The sequence below is a fragment of the Streptomyces sp. 891-h genome (assembly GCF_022760275.1).
Classification (GTDB): domain Bacteria; phylum Actinomycetota; class Actinomycetes; order Streptomycetales; family Streptomycetaceae; genus Streptomyces; species Streptomyces spirodelae.
Window position 1 is genome coordinate 2,032,299 of record NZ_CP050693.1, and the last position, 20,346, is coordinate 2,052,644.

A 20,346-nucleotide genomic window follows, 5' to 3' on the forward strand; every position below is an offset into this window, starting at 1 on the left:
CCCTGGAACTGTCCCCCCGGTTCCCGGGCGGCCGGCCACGTTCCCGGCCCGTTCCGCCGCACCCGCCCCACGACGCCCTGCCCGGCGCGCAGGAGCGTGGGTCCGCACCCTTTGCTCCCTGTGCGCCCTGGTCCTGGTTCTGGGCACCTGGCAGGTCCTCACGCACGGACCGCTGGCCCGCGGGGACGAGGATCTGGGCGCTGCCATGCGCCGTACGGCACCGTCCAGTGCCCTCGCCGAGGTGCTGGCGGACGTGGGCAACATGGAGGTGGCGCTGCCGCTGCTCGCCGTCGCGATGGCACTGTCGCTGCTGCGCTCGCGAGGCCGCACCTGGCCGCCGGTCCTGTGCTGCGCGGTCGCGGTGGGGCTGATGGCACCGCTGGTGGCGGGTGTGAAGGCATGGACGGACCGTTCGGGCCCGTTGGGTGGCGGAGGCTTCTACCCGTCAGGGCATGCGGCCACAGCGGCTGTGGCGCTCGGTGGCGCGCTGCTTCTGCTGTCCCCCGCTCTGCCCCGCGCGGCCCGAGCGCCGGTGTGGACGCTCGTGGCCGCGCTCGTGGTCGGCAACGGGCTGGGTCTGGTGTGGCGCGGCTACCACTGGCCGCTGGACGTGGTGGCCGGCTGGTGCCTCAGCGTGCTGCTGCTGTACGCGGCAGCCGCGACCGCCCGCCGAACCCACAGCGGGCAACGGAACACCGGGGACGGTCAGATGGCAGACGAACGCCGGTAACGACCGCTCAGCTGTCGAAGCCCAGGCCCACCTTGTCCATGGTTTTCAGCCATAGGTTGCGGCGTCCGGCCTGGGCGTCGGAGCGGGCCAGCGACCACTGGGTGAGGCCGATTCCGGCCCACCGCACCGGCTCCGGGGGGAACGGCAGCGGCTTCTTGCGCACCATCTCCAGCGCGGTGCGCTCCGTCCGCTCCCCCGCGAGCAGGTCGAGCATCACCTCGGCGCCGAAGCGGGTGGCGCCGACACCGAGCCCGGTGAAGCCGGCCGCGTAGCTGACGCAGCCGTCCATGGCGGTGCCGAAGAAGGGGGAGAAGCGCGAGCAGGTGTCGATGGCGCCGCCCCAGCTGTGGGTGAAGCGGATGCCCTCCAACTGCGGGAAGCAGCGGAAGAAGTGCCGGGCGAGCTTGGCGAAGGTCTCGGGGCGCTGGTGGTAGTCGCGGGAGATGCGGCTGCCGTAGTGGTAGAGGACGTCGTAGCCGCCCCACAGGATGCGGTTGTCCGCGGTGATGCGGAAGTAATGGAAGTGGTTGGCGCTGTCGCTGAGGCCCTGGCGGTTGTGCCAGCGGATCGCCGCCCGCTGCTCCTCGCTGAGCGGCTCGGTCATCAGCGCATAGTCGTACACGGGGACGATGTAGGGCCGCACCCGGCGCAGCAGGGAGGGGAAGGCGTTGGTGCCGAGGGCGACCTGCCTGGCGCGTACCCGGCCGTAGGGGGTCGTCACGCCGATCCCCGCGTCGTGGGCGCCCAGCCGGGTGGCCGGGCTGTGCTCGTGGAAGCGGACGCCGGCCTGTTCGCAGGCGCGCTTGAGGCCCCAGGCGAGCCGGGCCGGGTTGACCATGGCCACACCCGTACGGTCCCAGAGGCCGGCGAGGAAGGTCGGGGAATCGGCCTCGGCGCGCACCGCGTCGCGGTCCAGCAGCGTCAGCCCCTCCCCCACCCCGAGGGCGCGTGCTTCCCGCTCCCACTCCTCCAGTTCGGCCACCTGGTGGGGCTCGGTCGCGACGGCGATCTCGCCGGTGCGCTCGAAGTCGCAGTCGATGCCGTAGCGGGCGACGGCTTCCTCGATGGCGTCGAGGTTGCGCGCTCCCAGCCGCTCCAGCTCCGCGATCTCGCCCGGCCAGCGGGCGAGTCCGTTGCCGAAGCCGTGGGTGAGGGAGGCCGCGCAGAAGCCACCGTTGCGCCCTGAGGCGGCCCAGCCGACCTCCTCGCCCTCGATGAGCACCACGTCGCGGTCGGGGTCGCGCTCCTTGGCCAGCAGCGCGGTCCACAGTCCGCTGTAGCCGCCGCCTACGACCAGAAGGTCGCACTCCTCGTCACCGACGAGTGCCGGGCGGGGGGCGGGCCGGTGGTCGGGGTCGTCCAGCCAGTACGGGGTTGGCTGGGCGTCGGCGAGGGAGCGGAGGGCAGCTTGGGAAGCCACGGCATCGCTCACGGTTATCGACTCCTCGTGGTACTGCTCACGGTCATCGGCTCCTGGTTTCGTTTCGTTCTTCTCTGTTCCCGCGGGCTTCGCGGTGGGCGGTCCGGCAAGTTCGGGGGCTTGGCGGTATTCGGACCGATCCGCGGCGGTCAGGCCTTCTTGCGGCGGTTGGCCGCGATCTGGCCTCCCAGGACGATGACGAGCGCCAGCACGAACATCGCCGAGCCGATCACGTTGACCTGTACGGGAACACCGCGCTGGGCCGCGCCCCAGACGAACATCGGGAAGGTCACCGTCGAGGGCCCCGCGTTGAACTGGGTGATGATGAAGTCGTCGAACGACAGGGCGAAGCTGAGCATCGCGCCGGCGGCGATACCGGGCGCGGCGAGCGGCAGCGTGACCCGCCAGAAGGTCTGGAAGGGCCCGGCGTACAAGTCGCGTGCGGCCTCTTCGAGGCGGGGGTCCATGCTCATCACCCGCGCTTTGACGGCGACGACCACAAAGCTCAGACAGAACATGACGTGCGCGATCAGGATGGTCACGAACCCGAACTGGACGCGCGTGTTGAGGAAGAGGGTGCCCAGTGAGGCGCCCATCACGACCTCGGGCATGGCCATCGGGAGGAAGATCAGCGCGTTGGTGGTGCTCTTGCCCCGGAAGCGGTAGCGGGCCAGTGCGAAGGCCGCGAAGGTCCCGAACGCCGTGGCGATCAGCGTGGACAGTACCGCGATCCGCAGGCTGAGCCCCAGCGAGCCGCACATGTTGGCGACGCCGCAGGGGTCCGTCCAGGCGTCGGTCGAGAAGGTGCGCCACGCGTAGTTGAAGCGGCCCGCAGGCTTGTTGAAGGAGAACGCCAGTACGACCAGGTTGGGCACCAGCAGATACGCCAGGGCCGCGCATCCGACAAGCACGACGGCGTTCCTGCGCAGCCAGCGCACCGGTGCGGCCGGCGCGTGGGAGCCGGCTCGGGGTGAGGTCGGGGCGGTGGTGGACATCAGACCAGCTCCTCCGTTCCCGCCTTGCGCATATAGACGCTGACCATGATCAGGATGAGCGCCATCAGGATGAAGGACATCGCCGCCGCCGTCGGGTAGTCGAGGACGTTGAGGAACTGCTTCTGAATGGCGTTGCCGACCATCTGCTCGCTGGGGGAGCCCAGCAGTTGGGCGTTGATGTAGTCGCCGGAAGCCGGGATGAAGGTGAGCAAGGTGCCGGCCACCACGCCGGGCAGCGAGAGCGGGAAGGTCACCTTGCGGAACGTCGTGGACGGCTTGGCGTAGAGGTCACGGGCCGCTTCGAGCAGCGAGGTGTCGATCCGCTCCAGCGAGCTGTAGAGCGGCAGGATCATGAACGGCAGGAAGTTGTACGTCAGCCCGCACACCACCGCGAGCGGAGTGGCCAGCACGCGGTCGTCGGCGGTCAGCCCCAGCCAGTGGGTCACATCGAGGATGTGCAGGGAGCTGAGGGCGCCCACGACCGGGCCGCCGTCGGACAGGATGGTCTTCCAGGCCAGGGTGCGGATGAGGAAGCTGGTGAAGAACGGCGCGATCACCATGACCAGGACCAGGTTGCGCCAGCGGCCGGCTCGCAGAGCGATCATGTAGGCGAGCGGATAGCCGATGAGCAGGCACAGCGCCGTGGCGACGGCCGCGTAGCAGAACGAGCGGACGAAGTGCTCGCCGTAGGTGCCGAGGGCGTCGGTGTAGTTCGAGAACTGCCAGGTGACGCGGAAGCCCTCTTCCAGCGAGCCGCTCTGCACGGAGGTGGACGCCTGGTAGAAGAGCGGCGCGACGAAGAAGACGGCGAGCCAGAGCCCGGCGGGCAGCAGCAGCCAGTAGGGGGTCAGTCTCCGGCGCGCCCGGCCGGCACCGGCGTCGGTGACCGCGCCGTCGGGGTCCTTCCCGGCCGGGGGCGCCGCGCCTGCGGATGCGGGACCGGAGGGCGAGGGGGGCGCTACGGCAGTCATATGGCCTCCTCGCCCGCCGCCGCGTCCTGTGCCGCGTCCAGCGCGAAGGTGTGCTCCGGGCGCCAGTGGAGTACGACGTGCGCGCCGGGCGTGAGACGGCTGTCCCGCGCCACGTTCTGCTCGTAGACGGTGAGTTCGGAGCACGCCGGGGTCTCGATGAGGTACTGCCAGGAGACGCCGAGGTAGCTGGCGTCCGTGATCCGCCCGGTGAGCCGGTTGTGGCCCTCGGGAACGCCAGCGGGAACATCTGCGGGAACACCTGCGGAAACGCCTTCCGCAGCGCTTCCGGAGGCGGTGTCCGGGCCGTCGGTGTGGGTGAGGGAAATCTTCTCCGGCCGCACGCCGACCAGCACCTTCGCGCCCTCTTCCACGCCTTCGACGGCGCAGCGGGCGGCCGGCAGCCGCAGGGCGGTGTCGTCGCCCACCGTCCGGAGGCGGAGCTCGTCCGACTCCGCGGTGGCACCGGAGACCACCTGCGCCTCGATCAGGTTGGAGGTCCCCAGGAAGTTGGCCACGAAGGTGGAGCGGGGGTTCTCGTACAGCTCGGCGGGCGGACCCAGTTGTTCGACGCGCCCGCCGTACATCACGGCGACGCTGTCGGCCATGGTCATGGCCTCTTCCTGGTCGTGGGTGACGTGCACGAAGGTGATGCCGACCTCCGTCTGGATGCGCTTGAGCTCCAGCTGCATCTGGCGGCGCAGCTTGAGGTCGAGGGCGCCCAGCGGTTCGTCGAGGAGGAGGACCTGAGGGCGGTTGATCAGCGCGCGGGCCAGTGCCACGCGCTGCTGCTGTCCGCCGGAGAGCTGGCGTGGCTTGCGGCGGGCCATATCGCCCAGCTGGACGAGGTCGAGCATCTCCGCGACCTGCTTGCTCACGGACTTCACCCCGCGGCGCCGCAGCCCGAAGGCGATGTTCTCCGAGACGTCCAGATGAGGGAAGAGCGCGTAGTTCTGGAAGACAGTGTTGACGGGGCGCTTGTGCGGCGGGAGGTGGGTGATGTCGTCGTCGCCGAGCAGGATGCTGCCGGACGTCGGCTCCTCCAGGCCCGCGATCATGCGCAGGGTGGTGGTCTTGCCGCAGCCCGAGGCGCCCAGCAGGGCGAAGAAGGAGCCCTCGGGGACGGTGAGGTCGAGCGGATGGACGGCGGTGAAGTCGCCGAAGGTCTTGGTTATACCGGAAAGAGTGATGGTCATGGCCGGTCCTCGGGGAGGCGGGCCGGTCCCACAGCTGGAGGGGAGCAGGCCCGGCGGGCAGGGACGCGGGCGGCTCAGGCCCCGATGAGCTTGGAGAACTTCTCCTCGTACCGTGCTTCTTCCTTGGCGCTCATCGGCCGGAAGTTCTTGCCCTTGGCGATCATCTTCTCGTCGGGGAAGATCAGCGGGGCGTCGGCCAGCTCCTTGTCGATCTTCTCCATCTCGGCCTTGGCGCCGGTGACGGGGCAGATGTAGTTGACCCACGCGGCCAGCTCGGCGGCCACCTTGGGCTGGTAGTAGTAGTCGATCAGCGCCTCGGCATTGCTGCGGTGCCGGGCCTTGGCGGGGACGAGCAGGTCGTCCGTACCGAAGAGGTAGCCGCGTTCCGGGACGGCGAACTCCACATCGGGGTTGTCGAGCTGGAGCTGTACCACGTCACCTGCCCAGGCGAGACAGGCGGCGATGTCGCCGGAGTTGAGCTCGTCCATGTAGTCGTTGCCGCTGAAGCGGCGGAGCTGTTTGCGGTCGACGGCTTTCTGGATGCGGGCGATGGCCGCCTCGAAGTCGTCCTCGGAGAAGTGCTCGGAATCGACCCCCATGTCGAGCATCGTCAGCCCGATCGTGTCGGTCATCTCCGTCAGCATGGATATCCGGCCCTTGAGGGACTCGTCCTCCAGCAGCTGGGTGACGCTGGTGACCTTCTTCCCCTTGGTGGCCTTCTTGTTGTACGCGACGATGCAGGCGGTGCCCGCCCAGGGGTAGCTGTACTGGCGCCCGGGGTCGTGGGCCGCGGCGCGGAAGCGGTCCTCCAGATTGGTGACCGCGTGCGGCAGGTGGGCCGGGTCGAGGCGCTGCGCCCAGCCCTGGCGGATGACCCGCCCCGCCATCCAGTCGGAGAGGCACACCAGGTCGCGGCCGGTGTCCTGGCCCGCGGCGAGCTGCGGCTTGATCTTGCCGTAGAACTCGTTGTTGTCGTTGATGTCCTCGACGTACTTGACCTTGATGCCGCTCTGTCGTTCGAAGCGGTCGAGGGTGGGGCGCTTTTTCTTGTTCTTCTCGTCGACGTCGATGTAGAGCGGCCAGTTGGCGAAGTTGAGTACCTTCTCCTCGCGGGAGTGGTCGGGAGTGTCCTCGGGGCCGTCGCCGCCCTTGTTGCCGGCGGCGGGCGGTATGCCACAGGCGGCGAGGGTGGAGCCGGCCGCTGCGAGGGAGGCGGCTTTCAGCAGCCGGCGCCGGGACATCGCGGCGCGGCCACTGGTCAGACCGCGTTCCCACGCCTTGGCGACGGGCTCCGGCAGTCCTTCGTACAGGTCCATGGGGACCGCCTTCCTGGAAGGAGAACGGGGAAGGGGGTGTGGGGTGGTGTGTGGGGGGTTCGGCGTAGCGGAGAGGGGACGGGAAGCGGCGGGGTGGGAAGCGAAGAGCAGGCGCGGCAGCGCAGGCGCTCGGCGGGGTCCGGACTCAGCGGTCCCCGAAGACGGTGCGGTGCCAGTCCTTGCGCACCGCACCCGTCGTCTCCGACATGACGTGCTTGATCTGCGTGTACTCCTCGAGGGAGTAGGCGGACATGTCCTTGCCGTAGCCGGAGGCCTTGTATCCGCCGTGCGGCATCTCGCTGATGATCGGGATGTGGTCGTTGAGCCAGACACACCCGGCCTGGAGCTCCCGCGCGGCACGGCCGGTACGGAAGACGGAGCGGCTCCAGGCGGAGGCGGCGAGGCCGTAGGGGGTGTCGTTGGCCAGGGCGAGGCCCTCGTCGTCGGTGTCGAAGGGGAGGACGACGAGCACGGGGCCGAAGATCTCCTGCTGGACCACCTCACTGTCCTGCGGCGCTCCGGTGATCAGGGTCGGCCGGTAGTAGGCGCCCTTGGCGAGTTCACCGCCGGGGGCCTCGCCGCCGGTGACGACGGTGGCGTAGGAGCGGGCCCGGTCCACGAAGCCGGCCACCCGGTCGCGCTGGGCGTGCGAGATCAGCGGCCCCAGGTCCGTCCGAGCGTCGAACGGGTCGCCGACGCGTACCTGGCTCATCAGGTCGGCGACGGCGGCGACGAACGCGTCGTAGAGCGGGCGCTGGACATAGGCGCGGGTCGCCGCTGTGCAGTCCTGGCCGGTGTTGATCAGCGCGCCCGCGACCGCGCCGTGTGCCGCGGCATCGAGGTCGGCGTCGTCGAACACCAGGAACGGTGCCTTGCCGCCGAGTTCGAGGTGGAGGCGCTTGGCGGCGCGGGACGCCGTGGTGGCGATCTCGGCCACCCGCCTGCCGACGGCTGTGGAGCCGGTGAACGAGGTCATGGCGACGCCGGGGTGGGCGACGAGTGCCTCGCCCGCGTCCCGGCCCGCGCCCGTCACGATGTTGACGACTCCGGCCGGGATGCCCGCCTCGTGCGCGGCCTGCGCGAACATCAGCGAGGTGAGGGGGGTGAGTTCGGAGGGCTTGAGGACGATGGTGTTGCCTGCCGCCACGGCCGGGAGGATCTTCCAGGCCGCCATCTGGAGCGGGTAGTTCCAGGGGGCGATGGAGCCGATGACGCCCAGCGGTTCGCGGCGGATCGAGGAGGTGTGCTCGCCGCTGTACTCGGCCGCGGCCGTGCCGGTGAGGTGACGGGCGGCGCCCGCGAAGTAGGCGACGTTGTCGAAGGAGCCGGGGACGTCGAACTCGGCGGACAGCTTCACCGGCTTGCCGCACTGGAGGGACTCGGCGTATACGAACTCGTCCGTCAGCTCGCCCAGTCGTGCCGCCCAGCGGTGCATGGCCTCGGAGCGTTCTGCCGGGGTGGCGCCCGCCCACTCGGGGAGCGCCTCCTCGGCCGCGCGGACGGCGGTGTCGACGTCGTCGGCGCTCGCCAGTTCGAAGGCGTAGAGCTCTTCGCCGGTCGCCGGGTCCACCACCGCGTGCGAACGGCCCGACGTTCCGGAACCGAGCCTTCCCGCGACGTACTGGGCGCCCGCGGCGAACCGTTCGGACACATCGAAGCGCTGGACCATCGGGACTCCTGACCACTGCGGCGTACGGCCTCTCCGGTGGTCCTGAAGCACGGCTCACCTGACACGGCACCGTTGCCCGGACCACTGTTGGCAGCCGATCCTGACAGGGGTTCGACCATCCAACAAGGGATTCCGTAGTTATCTTTTGATTACGCCACGGAATCGATACTCCGATGCACCTTTCACCGCGCGATGGGAAGGCCCGCTGCGGCTCTGCGGCGGCGCCGGGCGACAGGGCCACACACGTGCGGGGGGGGGACAGCCGAAGGGCGGCCCCTCCCGCCCTCCGCGGAAGAAGCCGCCCTGCCACAACCCTCCTGCGCCGCGCTCATGTTGAGCAGGCGCGGACGCTCAGCGCCTGAGCACCAGTACGGCGTGCGAGCCGCGCGCGTCATACGAGTCGCCGCTACCGCCGCCGCCCGACCCGCCCTCGGAGTCGTCCGACCAGACCGTCAGGCCGAGGATCAGCAGCACGCTGACCACGACCGAGAGCACGAGCCCGACGATCCCGAGAATGAACCCCGCGGTCGCCTGCCCGCTGCCGCCCAGCTCCCCGCGTTCCACTCCGCGCCGGGCGCTGACGCCCAGCACCAGTGCGACGACGGAGGAGAAGACGGCGAGGAAGCTGCCCCAGCAGGTGACGACCAGCACCACGCTGGCGATGCCGACCACCATGGCCGCGACCGACTTGCCGACCGGAGGCGGCGGCCCCTGCCAGCCGTACCCGTATCCGTACGGTGCGTACGCTCCGGCGCCGTAACCGGCCTGGCCGGGCCCGGCACCATAGCCGGCCTGGCCCCCATATCCCGCCTGCCCGCCGTAGCCCGCGTACCCGCCGGCCGTTCCATGGCCACCCGGTCCGCCGCCATAGCCACCCGGTCCGCCGCCGTATCCGCTCTGCGCCCCCTGGGCCCCCGCTGCGGCAGCGCCGCCCTGCGGGCCGTACATGGGTGGTGCCTGTGCGCCGTAGGACCGGCCGGGGCCGTCCGGCGCGGGCGGTATCGGAGGCGGCTTCTCGTCCCCCTGACCGCCGCCGTGTCCGCCGCTCGTCCCCCCACTCGCCTGCCCGGGCGCTCCGGCAGGCGGCAGATGCCCTGCCCCCTTGTCCATCGCGTCCCTCTCCTCTCCTCCCGTTCCCTGTCCTTCATGCTATGCCGCATCTCGGACACCGCTTCCCGCCCCGGCCGCCTACGATGATCCGGACCCGCAACTCAGCCGGAGGCCTCTCTTGTCCCATCCTTCCGATCTGGCCGCCTTCATCGCCGGGCTGCCCAAGGCCGAGCTGCACGTGCACCACGTCGGCTCCGCCTCGCCGCGGATCGTGGCCGAGCTCGCGGCCCGCCATCCCGAGGCCGGCGTCCCGGCGGACGCCGACGCCCTCTCCGAGTACTTCACGTTCACCGACTTCGCGCACTTCATCCAGGTCTACCTGTCGGTCGTCGACCTCATCAGGGACGCGGAAGACGTGCGCATGCTCACGTACGAGATCGCCCGCGACATGGCGCGGCAGTCGATCCGCTACGCGGAGCTGACCGTCACCCCGTACAGCTCGGTGAGCCGGGGCATCCCGGACGGCGCCTTCCTGGAGGCCATCGAGGACGCCCGCCGCGCCGCCGAGCGGGAGCTGGGTGTGGTGCTGCGCTGGACGTTCGACATCCCCGGCGAGGCGGGGCTGGAGGCGGCCGAGGAGACCACCCGGATCGCCACCGAGATGGCACCCGACGGGCTGGTCTCCTTCGGGCTCGGCGGGCCGGAGATCGGCGTGCCGCGGCCGCAGTTCAAGCCCTACTTCGACCGCGCGCTGGCCACCGGGCTGCACAGCGTTCCGCACGCCGGCGAGACCACGGGTCCTGGCACCATCTGGGACGCGCTGACCTCGCTGCGCGCCGAGCGCATCGGCCACGGCACCAGCGCCGTCCAGGACCCCAGGCTGCTGGAACACCTGGCCGAGCGCGGCATTCCGCTGGAGGTCTGCCCCACCTCGAACATCGCCACCCGGGCCGTGGAGACGCTGGAGAGCCACCCCATCGCCGAGATGGCCAAGGCCGGGGTCCTGGTGACCGTCAACAGCGACGACCCGCCGATGTTCGGCACCGACCTGAACACCGAGTACGGCATCGCCGCGCGGCTGCTGGGCCTGGACGCGCCCGGCATCGCCACGCTCGCCAGGAACGCGGTGAAGGTGTCGTTCCTGGACGACGCGGGCAAGGCCCGGCTGTGCGAGGAGATCGACAGCTACCTGGCGACCTGGCAGCGCACGAGGTGACGGAGGGCGCCGAGGGAGCCGGGCCACCGCTGGGCGGCCCCCGCGCCAGGCCGGCCGCGGTGGCACACCGGGGGGCGCCCTTCGCGGCGCGTGAGAACACCCTGCCCTCGTTCCGTGCCGCCGTCGCGGCGGGCGCCGACGCTGTCGAGGTGGATGTACGGCTGACCCGGGACGGGGTGCCCGTGGTGCTGCACGACCGGACGCTGGAGCGGCTGTGGGGGCACGACGTACCCCTCTCGTCGCTCACCCACGAGCGGCTGGCGGAGCTGGCGGAGGCAGTGCCCACGCTGACCGACGCGCTGGCAGTCACGCAGGGGGTCCGCACGCTGGTCGATCTGCCGGACCCGGCTGCCGTACGGGCCACCGTCGCCGCGGTGCGCGAGGCGGACGCCGCGGAGCGCGTCTACTACTGCGGCGGTCCGGAGGCGATGCGGCGGGTGCGGGCCGTGGATCCGGACGCCGAGGTGGCGCTCACCTGGGAGCGTGCGGCGCCGGTGCGTCCTACGCTGCTGGAGGATCTGCGGCCCCGCTGGCTCAACTACCGTTTCGGGCTGCTCACCCCCGAGCTGGTCGCCCGTGCGCACGCCGAAGGGCGGCTGGTCTCCGCCTGGACGGCCGACCGGGTACGCACCATGCGCAGGCTGGCCGCGATGGGCGTCGACGCGATCACCACCAACCACATCGCCCGCCTGGTGAGTGCGCTGGAATCCTCTCCGGGGCGCCGGAGTCGGGGCAGTGCCGGCAGCGGGAGCGCCAGTTGGGGCAGTGCTGTTACATGAAGTGGCTTACGGCGAGCGTCTGCGGATGGTTGGCTCGTATGCGCTGTCTACGCACTCGTGAATGGAAACCGCTGTGATCATTTTTGGTACGAGCAGCAAGCTGGTGCAGCTGGCCATGCTGAACCTGCTCTGCGGCTTCTGCGGCAACCCGTCCGCGCACCCGCTGCGCAAGCGCGTGACCAAGTTCTCGCTCTTCTTCATCCCGCTCTTCCCGATCGCGCCTGCGAAGCACTCGATCCAGTGCACCTTCTGCGGCGCGCAGACGGAGATCTCCAAGGAGTCGGCCGAGCAGCTGCTGGCCCAGGGCACCACCCAGGGCTCCGCTCCGGGTGGCATGCCGGGTGGGCAGCAGGGCATGGGCGGAGTCCCGCCGCAGCCGGGCGCCCAGAGCGGCAACCCGTTCGCGGGGCAGCAGCCGCAGAACCCGTACCAGTCCTGAGGCGGGACGCCGGGCACGTACGACGGGGCCCGCATCCCGAGAGGGTGCGGGCCCCGATGTGTACGTGCTCTCAGTGAGCGGGTCGGCTCACAGCGCCGTCATCACGTGCTTGACGCGCGTGTAGTCCTCCAGCCCGTACATCGACAGGTCCTTGCCGTAGCCCGACTTCTTGAAGCCGCCGTGCGGCATCTCGGCGACGAGCGGGATGTGGGTGTTGATCCACACGCAGCCGAAATCCAGCGCCTTGGACATCCGCATCGCGGTGCCGTGGTCGGTCGTCCACACCGACGACGCCAGTGCGTACTCGACGTCGTTGGCCCACTGGACCGCCTGCGCCTCGTCGGTGAACTTCTGGACGGTGATCACCGGGCCGAAGACCTCGTTCTGGATGATCTCGTCGTCCTGCTTGAGCCCGGAGACGACGGTGGGCGCGTAGAAGTAGCCCTTGTCGCCGACGCGCTCGCCGCCCGTCTCCACCCTGGCGTGTGCGGGCAGGCGGTCGATGAAGCCCTCGACCTTCTCCAGGTGGGTGGGGTTGTTCAGCGGGCCGTAGAAGCAGTCCTCGTCGCTCAGGTCGCCGGTCTTGACCTCGGCGGCTGCCTTGGCGAGGGCCTGTACGAACTCGTCGTGGACCCCTTCCTGGACCAGTACGCGGGTGGCGGCGGTGCAGTCCTGCCCTGCGTTGAAGAAACCGCCGTCCCTGATGCCCTCGACGGCCGCCTGGATGTCGGCGTTGTCGAAGACGACACAGGGAGCCTTGCCGCCCAGCTCCAGGTGGACGCGCTTGAGGTCCTTGGCACCGCTGGCCGCGACCTCCATACCGGCGCGCACCGAACCGGTGATCGAGGCCATCGCCGGGGTCTTGTGCTCGACGAGCAGCCGGCCGGTGTCCCGGTCGCCGCACACCACGTTGAAGACGCCCTTGGGCAGGATCTCGCCCATCACCTCGGCCATGAAGACCGTGGAGGCGGGGGTGGTGTCCGAGGGCTTGAGCACGACGGTGTTGCCCGCGGCGAGCGCCGGGGCGAACTTCCACACGGCCATCATCGCCGGGTAGTTCCACGGCGCGACCTGGGCGCACACCCCGATCGGCTCGCGCCGCACGAAGGAGGTGAGGCCCTCCATGTACTCGCCGGCGGACTTGCCGTCCAGCATCCGCGCCGCTCCCGCGAAGAAGCGGATCTGGTCGAGCATCATCGGCAGCTCTTCCTGCCGGGTCAGCTCCAGCGGCTTGCCGCAGTTCTCGCACTCGGCGGCCAGGAGTTCGTCGGCGCGCGCCTCGAGCGCGTCCGCGATCTTGAGGATGGCCTGCTGCCGGGTGCCGGGCGTGGCGTCCCGCCAGGCGGGGAAGGCGGCCTCGGCCGCCGCCATCGCGGCGTCGACGTCGGCGGCGCCGGACAGCGGCGCCGTGGCGTACGCCTCACCCGTCGCCGGGTTGACCACCTCGGTGGTCCGGCCGTCAGCGGCGTCCCTGAACTCCCCGTCGATGTAGTTGCGCAGTCGACGCAGCTCGGTGGTCACTTGCACCCCTCCTGCTCCGTTGTCCATTGGGTGAGACTGCCACCCTAACCGGCCGGGCAACGTTTTCGATATGCCCAACGCCACCGAACAACGGAATCAGTGTTTAGTCGCCCGATTGTCTGCGGATTACATCGCTCCAGGGTTGCGGGACGGAGGATGTCTCATGCACAGTGGCAACCGTGGCTCGCGACTCGAAGAAGACAGGCGGCTCCTCATCCCTGGACGCCGTGTCCCTGGCAATCATCGAACAGCTCCAAGAGGACGGACGGCGTCCGTACGCCGCCATCGGCAAGGCCGTGGGCCTGTCGGAGGCGGCGGTGCGGCAGCGCGTCCAGAAGCTCCAGGAGCAGGGCGTCATGCAGATCGTCGCCGTGACGGATCCGCTCACCGTCGGCTTCATGCGCCAGGCGATGCTCGGCGTCACCGTCGACGGGGACGTCGAACCGGTCGCCGACGCGCTCGCCGAGATCGACGAGGTCGACTACGTCGTGATCGCGGCGGGCTCGTTCGACCTGCTGGTCGAGATCGTGTGCCACGACGACGACCATCTCCTCGAACTGATCAACAAACGCATCCGGACGCTGCCGGGCGTGCGGTCGACGGAGAGCTTCGTCTACCTCAAGCTGCGCAAGCAGACCTACACATGGGGAACGCGATAACAGTGAGCAAGGACAGTCACGCCGGTCAGGGGAGCAAGGACCTCTCCCGCACCGCGAACGACCACCTGTGGATGCACTTCACCCGCATGTCGTCGTACCAGCAGGCGCCGGTTCCGACCATCGCCCGCGGCGAGGGCGTCTACATCTACGACACCGACGGCAAGCGCTACCTCGACGGCCTGGCGGGCCTGTTCGTCGTCCAGGCGGGGCACGGCCGCGCCGAGCTGGCCGAGGCCGCCAACAAGCAGGCCCAGGACCTCGCCTTCTTCCCCATCTGGTCCTACGCGCACCCCAAGGCCGTCGAGCTGGCCGAGCGGCTGGCACACCACGCCCCGGGCGACCTGAACAAGGTGTTCTTCACCACCGGCGGCGGCGAGGCCGTCGAGACCGCCTGGAAGCTGGCAAAGCAGTACCACAAGCTGACCGGCAACCCGCTCAAGCACAAGGTCATCTCCCGCGCCGTCGCCTACCACGGCACCCCGCAGGGCGCCCTGGCCATCACAGGGCTGCCCGCCCTCAAGGCGCCGTACGAGCCGCTGGTGCCCGGCGCGCACAAGGTGCCCAACACCAACATCTACCGGGCCCCGATCCACGGTGACGACCCGGAGGCGTTCGGCCGCTGGGCCGCCGACCAGATCGAGCAGCAGATCCTCTTCGAGGGCCCGGAGACCGTCGCCGCGGTCTTCCTGGAGCCCGTGCAGAACGCGGGCGGGTGCTTCCCGCCGCCGCCCGGCTACTTCCAGCGGGTCCGCGAGATCTGCGACCAGTACGACGTGCTGCTCGTCTCCGACGAGGTCATCTGCGCCTTCGGCCGGCTGGGCACGGTCTTCGCCTGCGACAAGTTCGGCTACGTGCCCGACATCATCACCTGCGCCAAGGGCATGACCTCCGGCTACTCGCCGATAGGCGCCGCGGTCATCTCCGACCGCATCGCCGAGCCGTTCTACAAGGGTGACAACACCTTCCTGCACGGCTACACCTTCGGCGGCCACCCCGTCTCGGCCGCCGTCGCCCTGGCCAACCTCGACATCTTCGAGCGCGAGGGCCTCAACCAGCACGTGCTCGACAACGAGGCCAACTTCTACAGCACCCTGCAGAAGCTGCACGACCTGCCGATCGTCGGCGACGTACGCGGGAACGGCTTCTTCTACGGCATCGAACTGGTCAAGGACAAGGCCACCAAGGAGACGTTCACGGACGAGGAGTCCGAGCGCGTCCTGTACGGCTTCCTGTCCAAGGCGCTGTACGAGAACGGGCTGTACTGCCGCGCCGACGACCGGGGCGACCCGGTGGTCCAGCTCGCCCCGCCGCTGATCTCCGACCAGAAGGTCTTCGACGAGGCCGAGCAGATCCTGCGCGCCGTGCTCACGGAGGCGTGGACGAAGCTGTAACCGGCGGCGCCTCACCGGTCGGCAGGCGCGCACGGCCGCACGAGGGGCGGGGGCATCGGTTAAGTGACCGATGCCCCCGCCCCTCGTTTCACCCTCCGGAGGGAATGACGGCTCGCGATGTTGAGTGGAGGTGCCCCATGGCCGCCCCGCCGGACGACGTGCTCTGGGCGCGAGGACTGCACTACGCCTACGACGGTTCACCCGCGCTGCAGGGCGTCTCGATCGGTGTCAGGGAGGGCGAGATCGTCGCCGTCGCCGGTCCCCGGGGCAGCGGAAAAACCACACTGCTGCGCTGTCTGTCCGGACAGCTGCTGCCCCTGAAGGGCGAGGTCTGGTTCAACAGCGCCCCGGTGCACACCCTCGGCAGGGCAGCGCGCGAGCGACTGCGGCTGCACCGCTTCGGCTGGATCGACAGCAGCCCACGCCTCGTCCCGGAACTCACAGTCTGGGAGAACGCCGCACTCCCCCTCCTGCTGCACGGCAGCAGCTACCGCGCCGCCCGCAGCGCGGCGCACGCCTGGCTGGAGCGGCTCGATGTCGGCGACTGCGCGAGCAAACCTCCCTCCGCACTGCGCCAGGCACAGCGCCAGCGTGTCGCCGTCGCACGCGCCCTGGTCCACTCCCCCACCGTGCTCTTCGCCGACGAGCCCACAGCACCGCTGCACCAGAGCGACCGGGCCCAGGTGCTGCGGGCGCTCAGCGCGGCGGCCCGCTCACACGGCATCACCGTGCTGCTGGCCAGCCACGACTTCACGCTCGACCAAGCGGCACGCACCGCGGACGCGACCGGAGCCGCGCTCGCCGACCGCATCGTCGGGCTCACCGACGGCCGCCGGGCGCGCACCCCGCCCCCCGGCACCCCGGCCGCCGTCCCCGCGGGCTCAGAAAGCGCGGCAGCGTGCTCACTCTCCGTCTGACCCTCGCGGCGCCACCCCTGGCACTCCTGCTCCGGCTGCTGCTGGTGTGCGCCTCGGCAGGACTGGGGCTGCTCCTGCTGGCCACGCTCTCCTTCGCCCTGGACAACCCCGACCAGCGGGCCGCCGCGCTGGTACGGCTCGCGTGGTGCCTGGTCCCCCTCGCCGTCACCGCGCACCTGGCCGCGGCCCTCGCGCGTACGGAGCCGGGCACCGAGGCCCGCTGCGGGCTGGACTCGGCCGGACTGGGGCCGGCGCGCCTGCCGCTGCTGGTCGCGCGTACCGCCGCCCTGCCCGCCGTCGCGGGCAGCGCGGCAGCACTGCTGGTGGCCGCGCGGAGCGGCATCGCGGGCAGCTCCGGCGTGCTGACCGTGCCGCAGCTGCCCGACGCCCTGGCGCGGCTCCCACTGCCCGAGCTGTCGCTGCCCACACCCGCTGCCGCCACCCTGCTGAGCACCGTGCCGCTGCTGGCCGCCCTCGCGGCCGCCTGGGGAGCCAGGCCCGGCGCCCCGCGGCCGTGGACAGGAACGGAGGACACCGGAGCGGCGGCCGCGGCCTCCGCGGCCGGAGCCGGGTCCGAAACCCGCGCCACCACCGAGCCACGGAAGGTCTCCTGCCGGGTCGGGCTGCTCGTCGGTGCCGTGCTCACCGCCGGTGGGCTGCTGCTGGCGGCCTACGCGGCCCGTGACGCGGCCGCCGGCGGCTCCCCCGGGCTGGGAGGCTGGACGTTCCCCGCTGAGGACGTGGCGGCCTCACCGCTGGCCGCCGGGTGGCTGCTCGCCGCGTTCGGGCTGGTGCTGGCCGGTCCCGGTCTGGTGATGCTGAGCGGGCGGCTGCTGGGCGCCGTGCGGCCCGGACCGGTACGACTGCTGACGGGGCGCACGCTGATCCGTGAGGCGCCCTTCCTGGGGCGCGAACTGGGTGCGCTGAGCGCGGTCGGGGCGGCCCTCGTGGCCCTCGTCCGGGCGCGGCTCACCGATGCCGGGGCAGCCGTCCTGCCGGGGCCGCTGGTGGGCGCTTCGGTGGCGCTGTCGGGGTGCTGCGTCGCCGGGGCGGCGCTGGCCGCGCTGGTCAGGGCCAGGAGAGCCCGCGCGCCGCTGCGGGGGCTGCTGGAGCGGATCGGGGCGCCCCAGGGGCTGGTGCGTGCGGTGACGCTGCTGCGCGCCTGCGTCACCTCGGTGGTCTTCGCGGGGCCGGCCGTGCTGGCCGGGATGTTCACTGCGCTGCCTCCGCACTGAGCGCGACGACCTCGCGCGGGTCGAAGAGGGCACCCACTTCGGCGCCCTCTTCCGGCGCGTCCCGCAGGGTGCAGGCGGCTTCCAGTGCCGGTCCCTCGTCCGGGCGCAGCAGCGCGGTCACCGTGGACGCGTCACCGCCGCGGAACGTCCGGGCCTCCACCGTGCAGCGCAGCCCCTCCTCGGGTGCGCGCAGCAGCACCCCGCCCGGCCTGACGAGCAGCAGCGTGCTGCCCTGCGGGGTGCCCTCGGGGACCGGGAGCTTCCCCCAGACGGTGGCGGCTGTCTCGCCGTGCACGGTGGCCTGGACGATGTTGCGGAAGCCCAGGAAGCGGGCGACGAACGGGGAGGCCGGGCGCTGCCAGACCTCCAGCGGGGTGCCGGTCTGTGCGATGCGCCCGTTCTCCATCACCACCACACGGTCGGCGAGTGCGAACGCCTCCCCGTGGTCGTGTGTGACGGCGAGAACGGTGGTGCCCAGCCGCTGGAAGAGGCCGCGCAGCTCCACGACGAGGCGTTCGCGCAGGCCACGGTCGAGCTGGCCCAGCGGTTCGTCCAGCATCAGCAGCCTCGGCTCGGGCGCGAGCGCGCGGGCCAGCGCGACGCGCTGCTGCTCGCCTCCGGACAGCGCGGTCACGGCACGCCGGCCGGCGCCCGGCAGCCCGACCAGCTCCAGCAGTTCGGCGACGCGGCGCTCGGTCTCGGCGCGGCCCGCCCGGTGCATACGCGGACCGAAGGCGACGTTCCCCGCGACGTCGCGCTGGGGGAAGAGCTGGTGGTCCTGGAACATCAGGCCGACGCCCCGCCGGTGCGCGGGCACCCCCGTCTGGTCGCGTCCCGACAGCAGCACCCGGCCCGCGTCGGCCTGCTGGAGACCGGCGACGACGCGCAGCAGGGTCGACTTGCCGCTGCCGCTGGGCCCGAGTACGCACACCGTCTCGTGTTCGGCCACCTCCAGATCGACCGCGTCCAGCGCCGTCCGCTCGCCGAAGCGCACGGTCACACCGTCAAGCCGCAGCATCTACAACTCCCCCTGACCTTCGGTCCGTACGCGCTCCAGCGCGAGCAGCACGCCCGCGCAGACGAGCATCAGAATGGTGCTCAGCGCCATGGCCTGGCCGTAGCTGGACTGCCCCGCGCGGCCCAGCAGCCGGGCCACCGCGACCGGCAGGGTGGGGGTGTCGGGGCGGGCGATGAACACTGTCGCGCCGAACTCGCCCAGCGAGACGGTGAAGGCGAACCCGGCGGCCACCAACAGCGCCCGCCGTACCAGCGGGAGGTCCACCTCACGCCAGGCGCGCAGCGGTGAGGCGCCCAGCACGGCGGCGGCCTCGCGCAGCCGTACGTCCACGGCGCGCAGCACGGGCAGCATGGTGCGGATGACGAACGGGACGCCCACCAGCGCCTGCGCCAGGGGCACCAGGATCCAGCTCGACCGCAGATCGAGCGGGGGCTCGTCCAGTGCGACGAGAAAGCCGAAGCCGACAGTGACGGCCGAGGTGCCCAGCGGCAGCATCAGCAGGGCGTCGAAACCACGCACCAGCCGTTCCGCCCTGGAGGTCCCCTCGTTCGAGCGGAACCGGGAGCGCGGAACGGTGAGCGCGGCGGCGGCCAGCCCGCCCACCACCAGGGCGATGGCGGTCGCGACGGCGGCGTACGCCAGGGAGTTGCCGACGGCCGCGAGAGGTGCGACGACAAAGGTCGCACTGTCCGACTGTGCCGTCAGTGCGCGGAAAGAGGCCAGCCCGAATCCGTCCGGCCCCTCGAAGGCCCGCTGGAGCAGCACCAGCAGCGGTACGACGGTCAGCAGGAGCAGCACCCCCAGCACCGAGCACAGCAGCGTCCACTGGCGGGCACCGGCCGGACGCCGTGCGGTGTGCTCAGCGGGAACGAGACTGAGCGCCGTCTCGCGCTTGCGCAGCGACCAGGCGTGCACCGCCAACAGGGCAGCGACGGCGGCGAACTGGACGAGCGTCAGCACAGCCGCCGTGGGCAGGTCCAGCAGGGTGGCGGTCTGCCGGTAGATCTCCACTTCGAGCGTGGCGTAACGCGGGCCGCCCAGCACCTGGATGACGCCGAAACTGGTGAAGGTGAACAGGAACACGATCAGCGCGGCGGCTGCCACGGACGGCGCCAGTGCCGGGAGGGTGACCCGTCGCCAGGCGGTGAACCGGCCCGCTCCCAGCACACGTGCGGCCTCCTCCTGGCGCGGGTCCAGCTGGGACCACAGGCCGCCGACAGTGCGCACGACGACCGCGTAGTTGAAGAAGACGTGCGCCAGCAGGATCGCCCACACGCTGGTGTCCAGCCGCACACCCAGCCATTCGTCCAGCACTCCCCCGCGTCCGGCCAGCGCCAGGAAGGCGGAGCCGACCACCACGGTCGGCAGAACGAACGGAACTGTCACCACGGCACGCAGGAGCCGCTTGCCCGGAAAGTCGAACCGTGCGAACACATACGCGCCGGGCAGCGCCAGCGCGAGCGTCAACGCCGTCGAGGCGGCGGCCTGCCAGAGCGTGAACCAGAGCACCTGGAGGATGTCCGGGTCGCTCAGCACCTGCCCGATCCGGCCGAGCTGCCACTGTCCGCCCTCGCGCAGCCCGCGCCCCACGATGGCGACCACCGGGTAGCCGAAGAAGACCGCGAAGAAGGCCATCGGTACGGCCATCAGCGCGAGCCGCACCCAGCCTGCGCCCCGGCGGCGCGGCACAGCGGCGGCCGCTCCCGGCGAGGGGACGGCCTCTCCCGGCGAGGGGGCGGGCAGGCCCGTGAGACCTGAGGGATCCGGCGCCCCAGGCACTTCCGGGGTGCCGGAGGTGCCCTGGGCGCCGGAAGAGCCCGAGGGGGC

At 71.1% G+C, this 20,346-nt stretch carries 18 protein-coding genes; 8 read left to right on the forward strand and 10 right to left on the reverse strand.

Features of this window, described 5'->3' with window-relative positions:
• The first annotated feature begins 205 nt into the window (after positions 1 to 205).
• Positions 206 to 730, forward strand: coding sequence for a phosphatase PAP2 family protein (locus HC362_RS08485; RefSeq protein WP_243083300.1), 525 nt, complete (start codon positions 206 to 208; stop codon positions 728 to 730).
• 7 nt (positions 731 to 737) lie between these two features.
• Here HC362_RS08485 and HC362_RS08490 read toward each other — a convergent pair whose 3' ends face one another.
• The 7 genes from HC362_RS08490 to HC362_RS08520 form a co-directional block, all read right to left on the reverse strand.
• The gene (locus HC362_RS08490) at positions 738 to 2,162 is read right to left on the reverse strand and encodes an FAD-dependent oxidoreductase (RefSeq protein ID WP_243083301.1); all 1,425 of its coding nucleotides are present in this window, start codon (positions 2,160 to 2,162) and stop codon (positions 738 to 740) included.
• Between the two features lie 137 nt (positions 2,163 to 2,299).
• On the reverse strand, positions 2,300 to 3,145 hold the full coding sequence (locus HC362_RS08495; RefSeq protein WP_243083302.1) for an ABC transporter permease: 846 nt from the start codon (positions 3,143 to 3,145) through the stop codon (positions 2,300 to 2,302).
• Positions 3,145 to 4,116: an ABC transporter permease gene (locus HC362_RS08500; protein ID WP_243083303.1), complete on the reverse strand. Its 972-nt coding sequence runs from the start codon at positions 4,114 to 4,116 to the stop codon at positions 3,145 to 3,147. Before HC362_RS08500 ends, HC362_RS08495 begins: the two co-directional genes overlap by 1 nt.
• Complete coding sequence (locus HC362_RS08505) at positions 4,113 to 5,309, reverse strand: ABC transporter ATP-binding protein (protein WP_243083304.1); 1,197 nt, start codon at positions 5,307 to 5,309, stop codon at positions 4,113 to 4,115. Before HC362_RS08505 ends, HC362_RS08500 begins: the two co-directional genes overlap by 4 nt.
• A 74-nt stretch (positions 5,310 to 5,383) precedes the next feature.
• On the reverse strand, positions 5,384 to 6,625 hold the full coding sequence (locus tag HC362_RS08510) for a spermidine/putrescine ABC transporter substrate-binding protein (protein WP_243083305.1): 1,242 nt from the start codon (positions 6,623 to 6,625) through the stop codon (positions 5,384 to 5,386).
• A gap of 145 nt (positions 6,626 to 6,770) precedes the next feature.
• The gene (locus HC362_RS08515; protein ID WP_243083306.1) at positions 6,771 to 8,294 is read right to left on the reverse strand and encodes a gamma-aminobutyraldehyde dehydrogenase; all 1,524 of its coding nucleotides are present in this window, start codon (positions 8,292 to 8,294) and stop codon (positions 6,771 to 6,773) included.
• 351 nt (positions 8,295 to 8,645) lie between these two features.
• Entirely contained in the window at positions 8,646 to 9,404 is a 759-nt protein-coding gene (locus tag HC362_RS08520) for a DUF4190 domain-containing protein (RefSeq protein ID WP_243083307.1), read from the reverse strand.
• Positions 9,405 to 9,522: 118 nt separating this feature from the next.
• Between HC362_RS08520 and HC362_RS08525 the strand changes: the two genes are divergently transcribed.
• The 3 genes from HC362_RS08525 (at position 9,523) to HC362_RS08535 (ending at position 11,778) form a co-directional block, all read left to right on the forward strand.
• Positions 9,523 to 10,560, forward strand: a complete 1,038-nt coding sequence (locus tag HC362_RS08525) for an adenosine deaminase (RefSeq protein WP_243083308.1) — start codon at positions 9,523 to 9,525, stop codon at positions 10,558 to 10,560.
• Between the two features lie 29 nt (positions 10,561 to 10,589).
• The gene (locus HC362_RS08530; RefSeq protein WP_243088435.1) at positions 10,590 to 11,339 is read left to right on the forward strand and encodes a glycerophosphodiester phosphodiesterase; all 750 of its coding nucleotides are present in this window, start codon (positions 10,590 to 10,592) and stop codon (positions 11,337 to 11,339) included.
• 73 nt (positions 11,340 to 11,412) lie between these two features.
• Positions 11,413 to 11,778, forward strand: coding sequence for a zinc-ribbon domain-containing protein (locus HC362_RS08535; RefSeq protein ID WP_243088436.1), 366 nt, complete (start codon positions 11,413 to 11,415; stop codon positions 11,776 to 11,778).
• An 87-nt stretch (positions 11,779 to 11,865) separates the two neighbouring features.
• Here the strand turns inward: HC362_RS08535 and HC362_RS08540 are convergent, their stop codons facing one another.
• Positions 11,866 to 13,299 (reverse strand): gamma-aminobutyraldehyde dehydrogenase, encoded by a 1,434-nt coding sequence (locus HC362_RS08540; RefSeq protein WP_209267732.1) that lies wholly within the window; start codon positions 13,297 to 13,299, stop codon positions 11,866 to 11,868.
• Positions 13,300 to 13,469: 170 nt separating this feature from the next.
• On the opposite strand from HC362_RS08540, the gene HC362_RS08545 reads away from it, so the two are divergent.
• The 4 genes from HC362_RS08545 to HC362_RS08560 all read left to right on the forward strand — a co-directional run bounded on the left by HC362_RS08545 (position 13,470) and on the right by HC362_RS08560 (position 17,501).
• Positions 13,470 to 13,958 (forward strand): Lrp/AsnC family transcriptional regulator, encoded by a 489-nt coding sequence (locus tag HC362_RS08545; RefSeq protein ID WP_209267733.1) that lies wholly within the window; start codon positions 13,470 to 13,472, stop codon positions 13,956 to 13,958.
• Positions 13,943 to 15,349, forward strand: coding sequence for an aspartate aminotransferase family protein (locus HC362_RS08550; RefSeq protein WP_243083309.1), 1,407 nt, complete (start codon positions 13,943 to 13,945; stop codon positions 15,347 to 15,349). Before HC362_RS08545 ends, HC362_RS08550 begins: the two co-directional genes overlap by 16 nt.
• A 137-nt stretch (positions 15,350 to 15,486) precedes the next feature.
• Positions 15,487 to 16,266: an ATP-binding cassette domain-containing protein gene (locus tag HC362_RS08555; protein WP_243083310.1), complete on the forward strand. Its 780-nt coding sequence runs from the start codon at positions 15,487 to 15,489 to the stop codon at positions 16,264 to 16,266.
• Positions 16,248 to 17,501, forward strand: a complete 1,254-nt coding sequence (locus HC362_RS08560) for a hypothetical protein (protein WP_243083311.1) — start codon at positions 16,248 to 16,250, stop codon at positions 17,499 to 17,501. The genes HC362_RS08555 and HC362_RS08560 overlap by 19 nt, the downstream gene beginning before the upstream one ends.
• Here the strand turns inward: HC362_RS08560 and HC362_RS08565 are convergent.
• Together HC362_RS08565 and HC362_RS08570 are read right to left on the reverse strand one after the other, a co-directional pair.
• On the reverse strand, positions 17,479 to 18,519 hold the full coding sequence (locus tag HC362_RS08565) for an ABC transporter ATP-binding protein (RefSeq protein ID WP_243083312.1): 1,041 nt from the start codon (positions 18,517 to 18,519) through the stop codon (positions 17,479 to 17,481). The two genes, HC362_RS08560 and HC362_RS08565, sit on opposite strands and share 23 nt — an antisense overlap.
• Entirely contained in the window at positions 18,520 to 20,166 is a 1,647-nt protein-coding gene (locus tag HC362_RS08570; protein WP_243088437.1) for an iron ABC transporter permease, read from the reverse strand.
• Between the last annotated feature and the right edge of the window lie 180 nt (positions 20,167 to 20,346).

What these genes read in the sequence shown, in the direction of transcription:
- HC362_RS08505 (WP_243083304.1), bottom strand. Translation starts at nt 5,309, where the DNA reads ATGACCATCACTCTTTCCGGTATAACCAAGACCTTCGGCGACTTCACC.
- HC362_RS08485 (WP_243083300.1), top strand. Translation starts at nt 206, where the DNA reads ATGCGCCGTACGGCACCGTCCAGTGCCCTCGCCGAGGTGCTGGCGGAC.
- HC362_RS08520 (WP_243083307.1), bottom strand. Translation starts at nt 9,404, where the DNA reads ATGGACAAGGGGGCAGGGCATCTGCCGCCTGCCGGAGCGCCCGGGCAG.
- HC362_RS08515 (WP_243083306.1), bottom strand. Translation starts at nt 8,294, where the DNA reads ATGGTCCAGCGCTTCGATGTGTCCGAACGGTTCGCCGCGGGCGCCCAG.
- HC362_RS08565 (WP_243083312.1), bottom strand. Translation starts at nt 18,519, where the DNA reads ATGCTGCGGCTTGACGGTGTGACCGTGCGCTTCGGCGAGCGGACGGCG.
- HC362_RS08500 (WP_243083303.1), bottom strand. Translation starts at nt 4,116, where the DNA reads ATGACTGCCGTAGCGCCCCCCTCGCCCTCCGGTCCCGCATCCGCAGGC.
- HC362_RS08510 (WP_243083305.1), bottom strand. Translation starts at nt 6,625, where the DNA reads ATGGACCTGTACGAAGGACTGCCGGAGCCCGTCGCCAAGGCGTGGGAA.
- HC362_RS08555 (WP_243083310.1), top strand. Translation starts at nt 15,487, where the DNA reads ATGGCCGCCCCGCCGGACGACGTGCTCTGGGCGCGAGGACTGCACTAC.
- HC362_RS08550 (WP_243083309.1), top strand. Translation starts at nt 13,943, where the DNA reads ATGGGGAACGCGATAACAGTGAGCAAGGACAGTCACGCCGGTCAGGGG.
- HC362_RS08495 (WP_243083302.1), bottom strand. Translation starts at nt 3,145, where the DNA reads ATGTCCACCACCGCCCCGACCTCACCCCGAGCCGGCTCCCACGCGCCG.
- HC362_RS08570 (WP_243088437.1), bottom strand. Translation starts at nt 20,166, where the DNA reads ATGGCCGTACCGATGGCCTTCTTCGCGGTCTTCTTCGGCTACCCGGTG.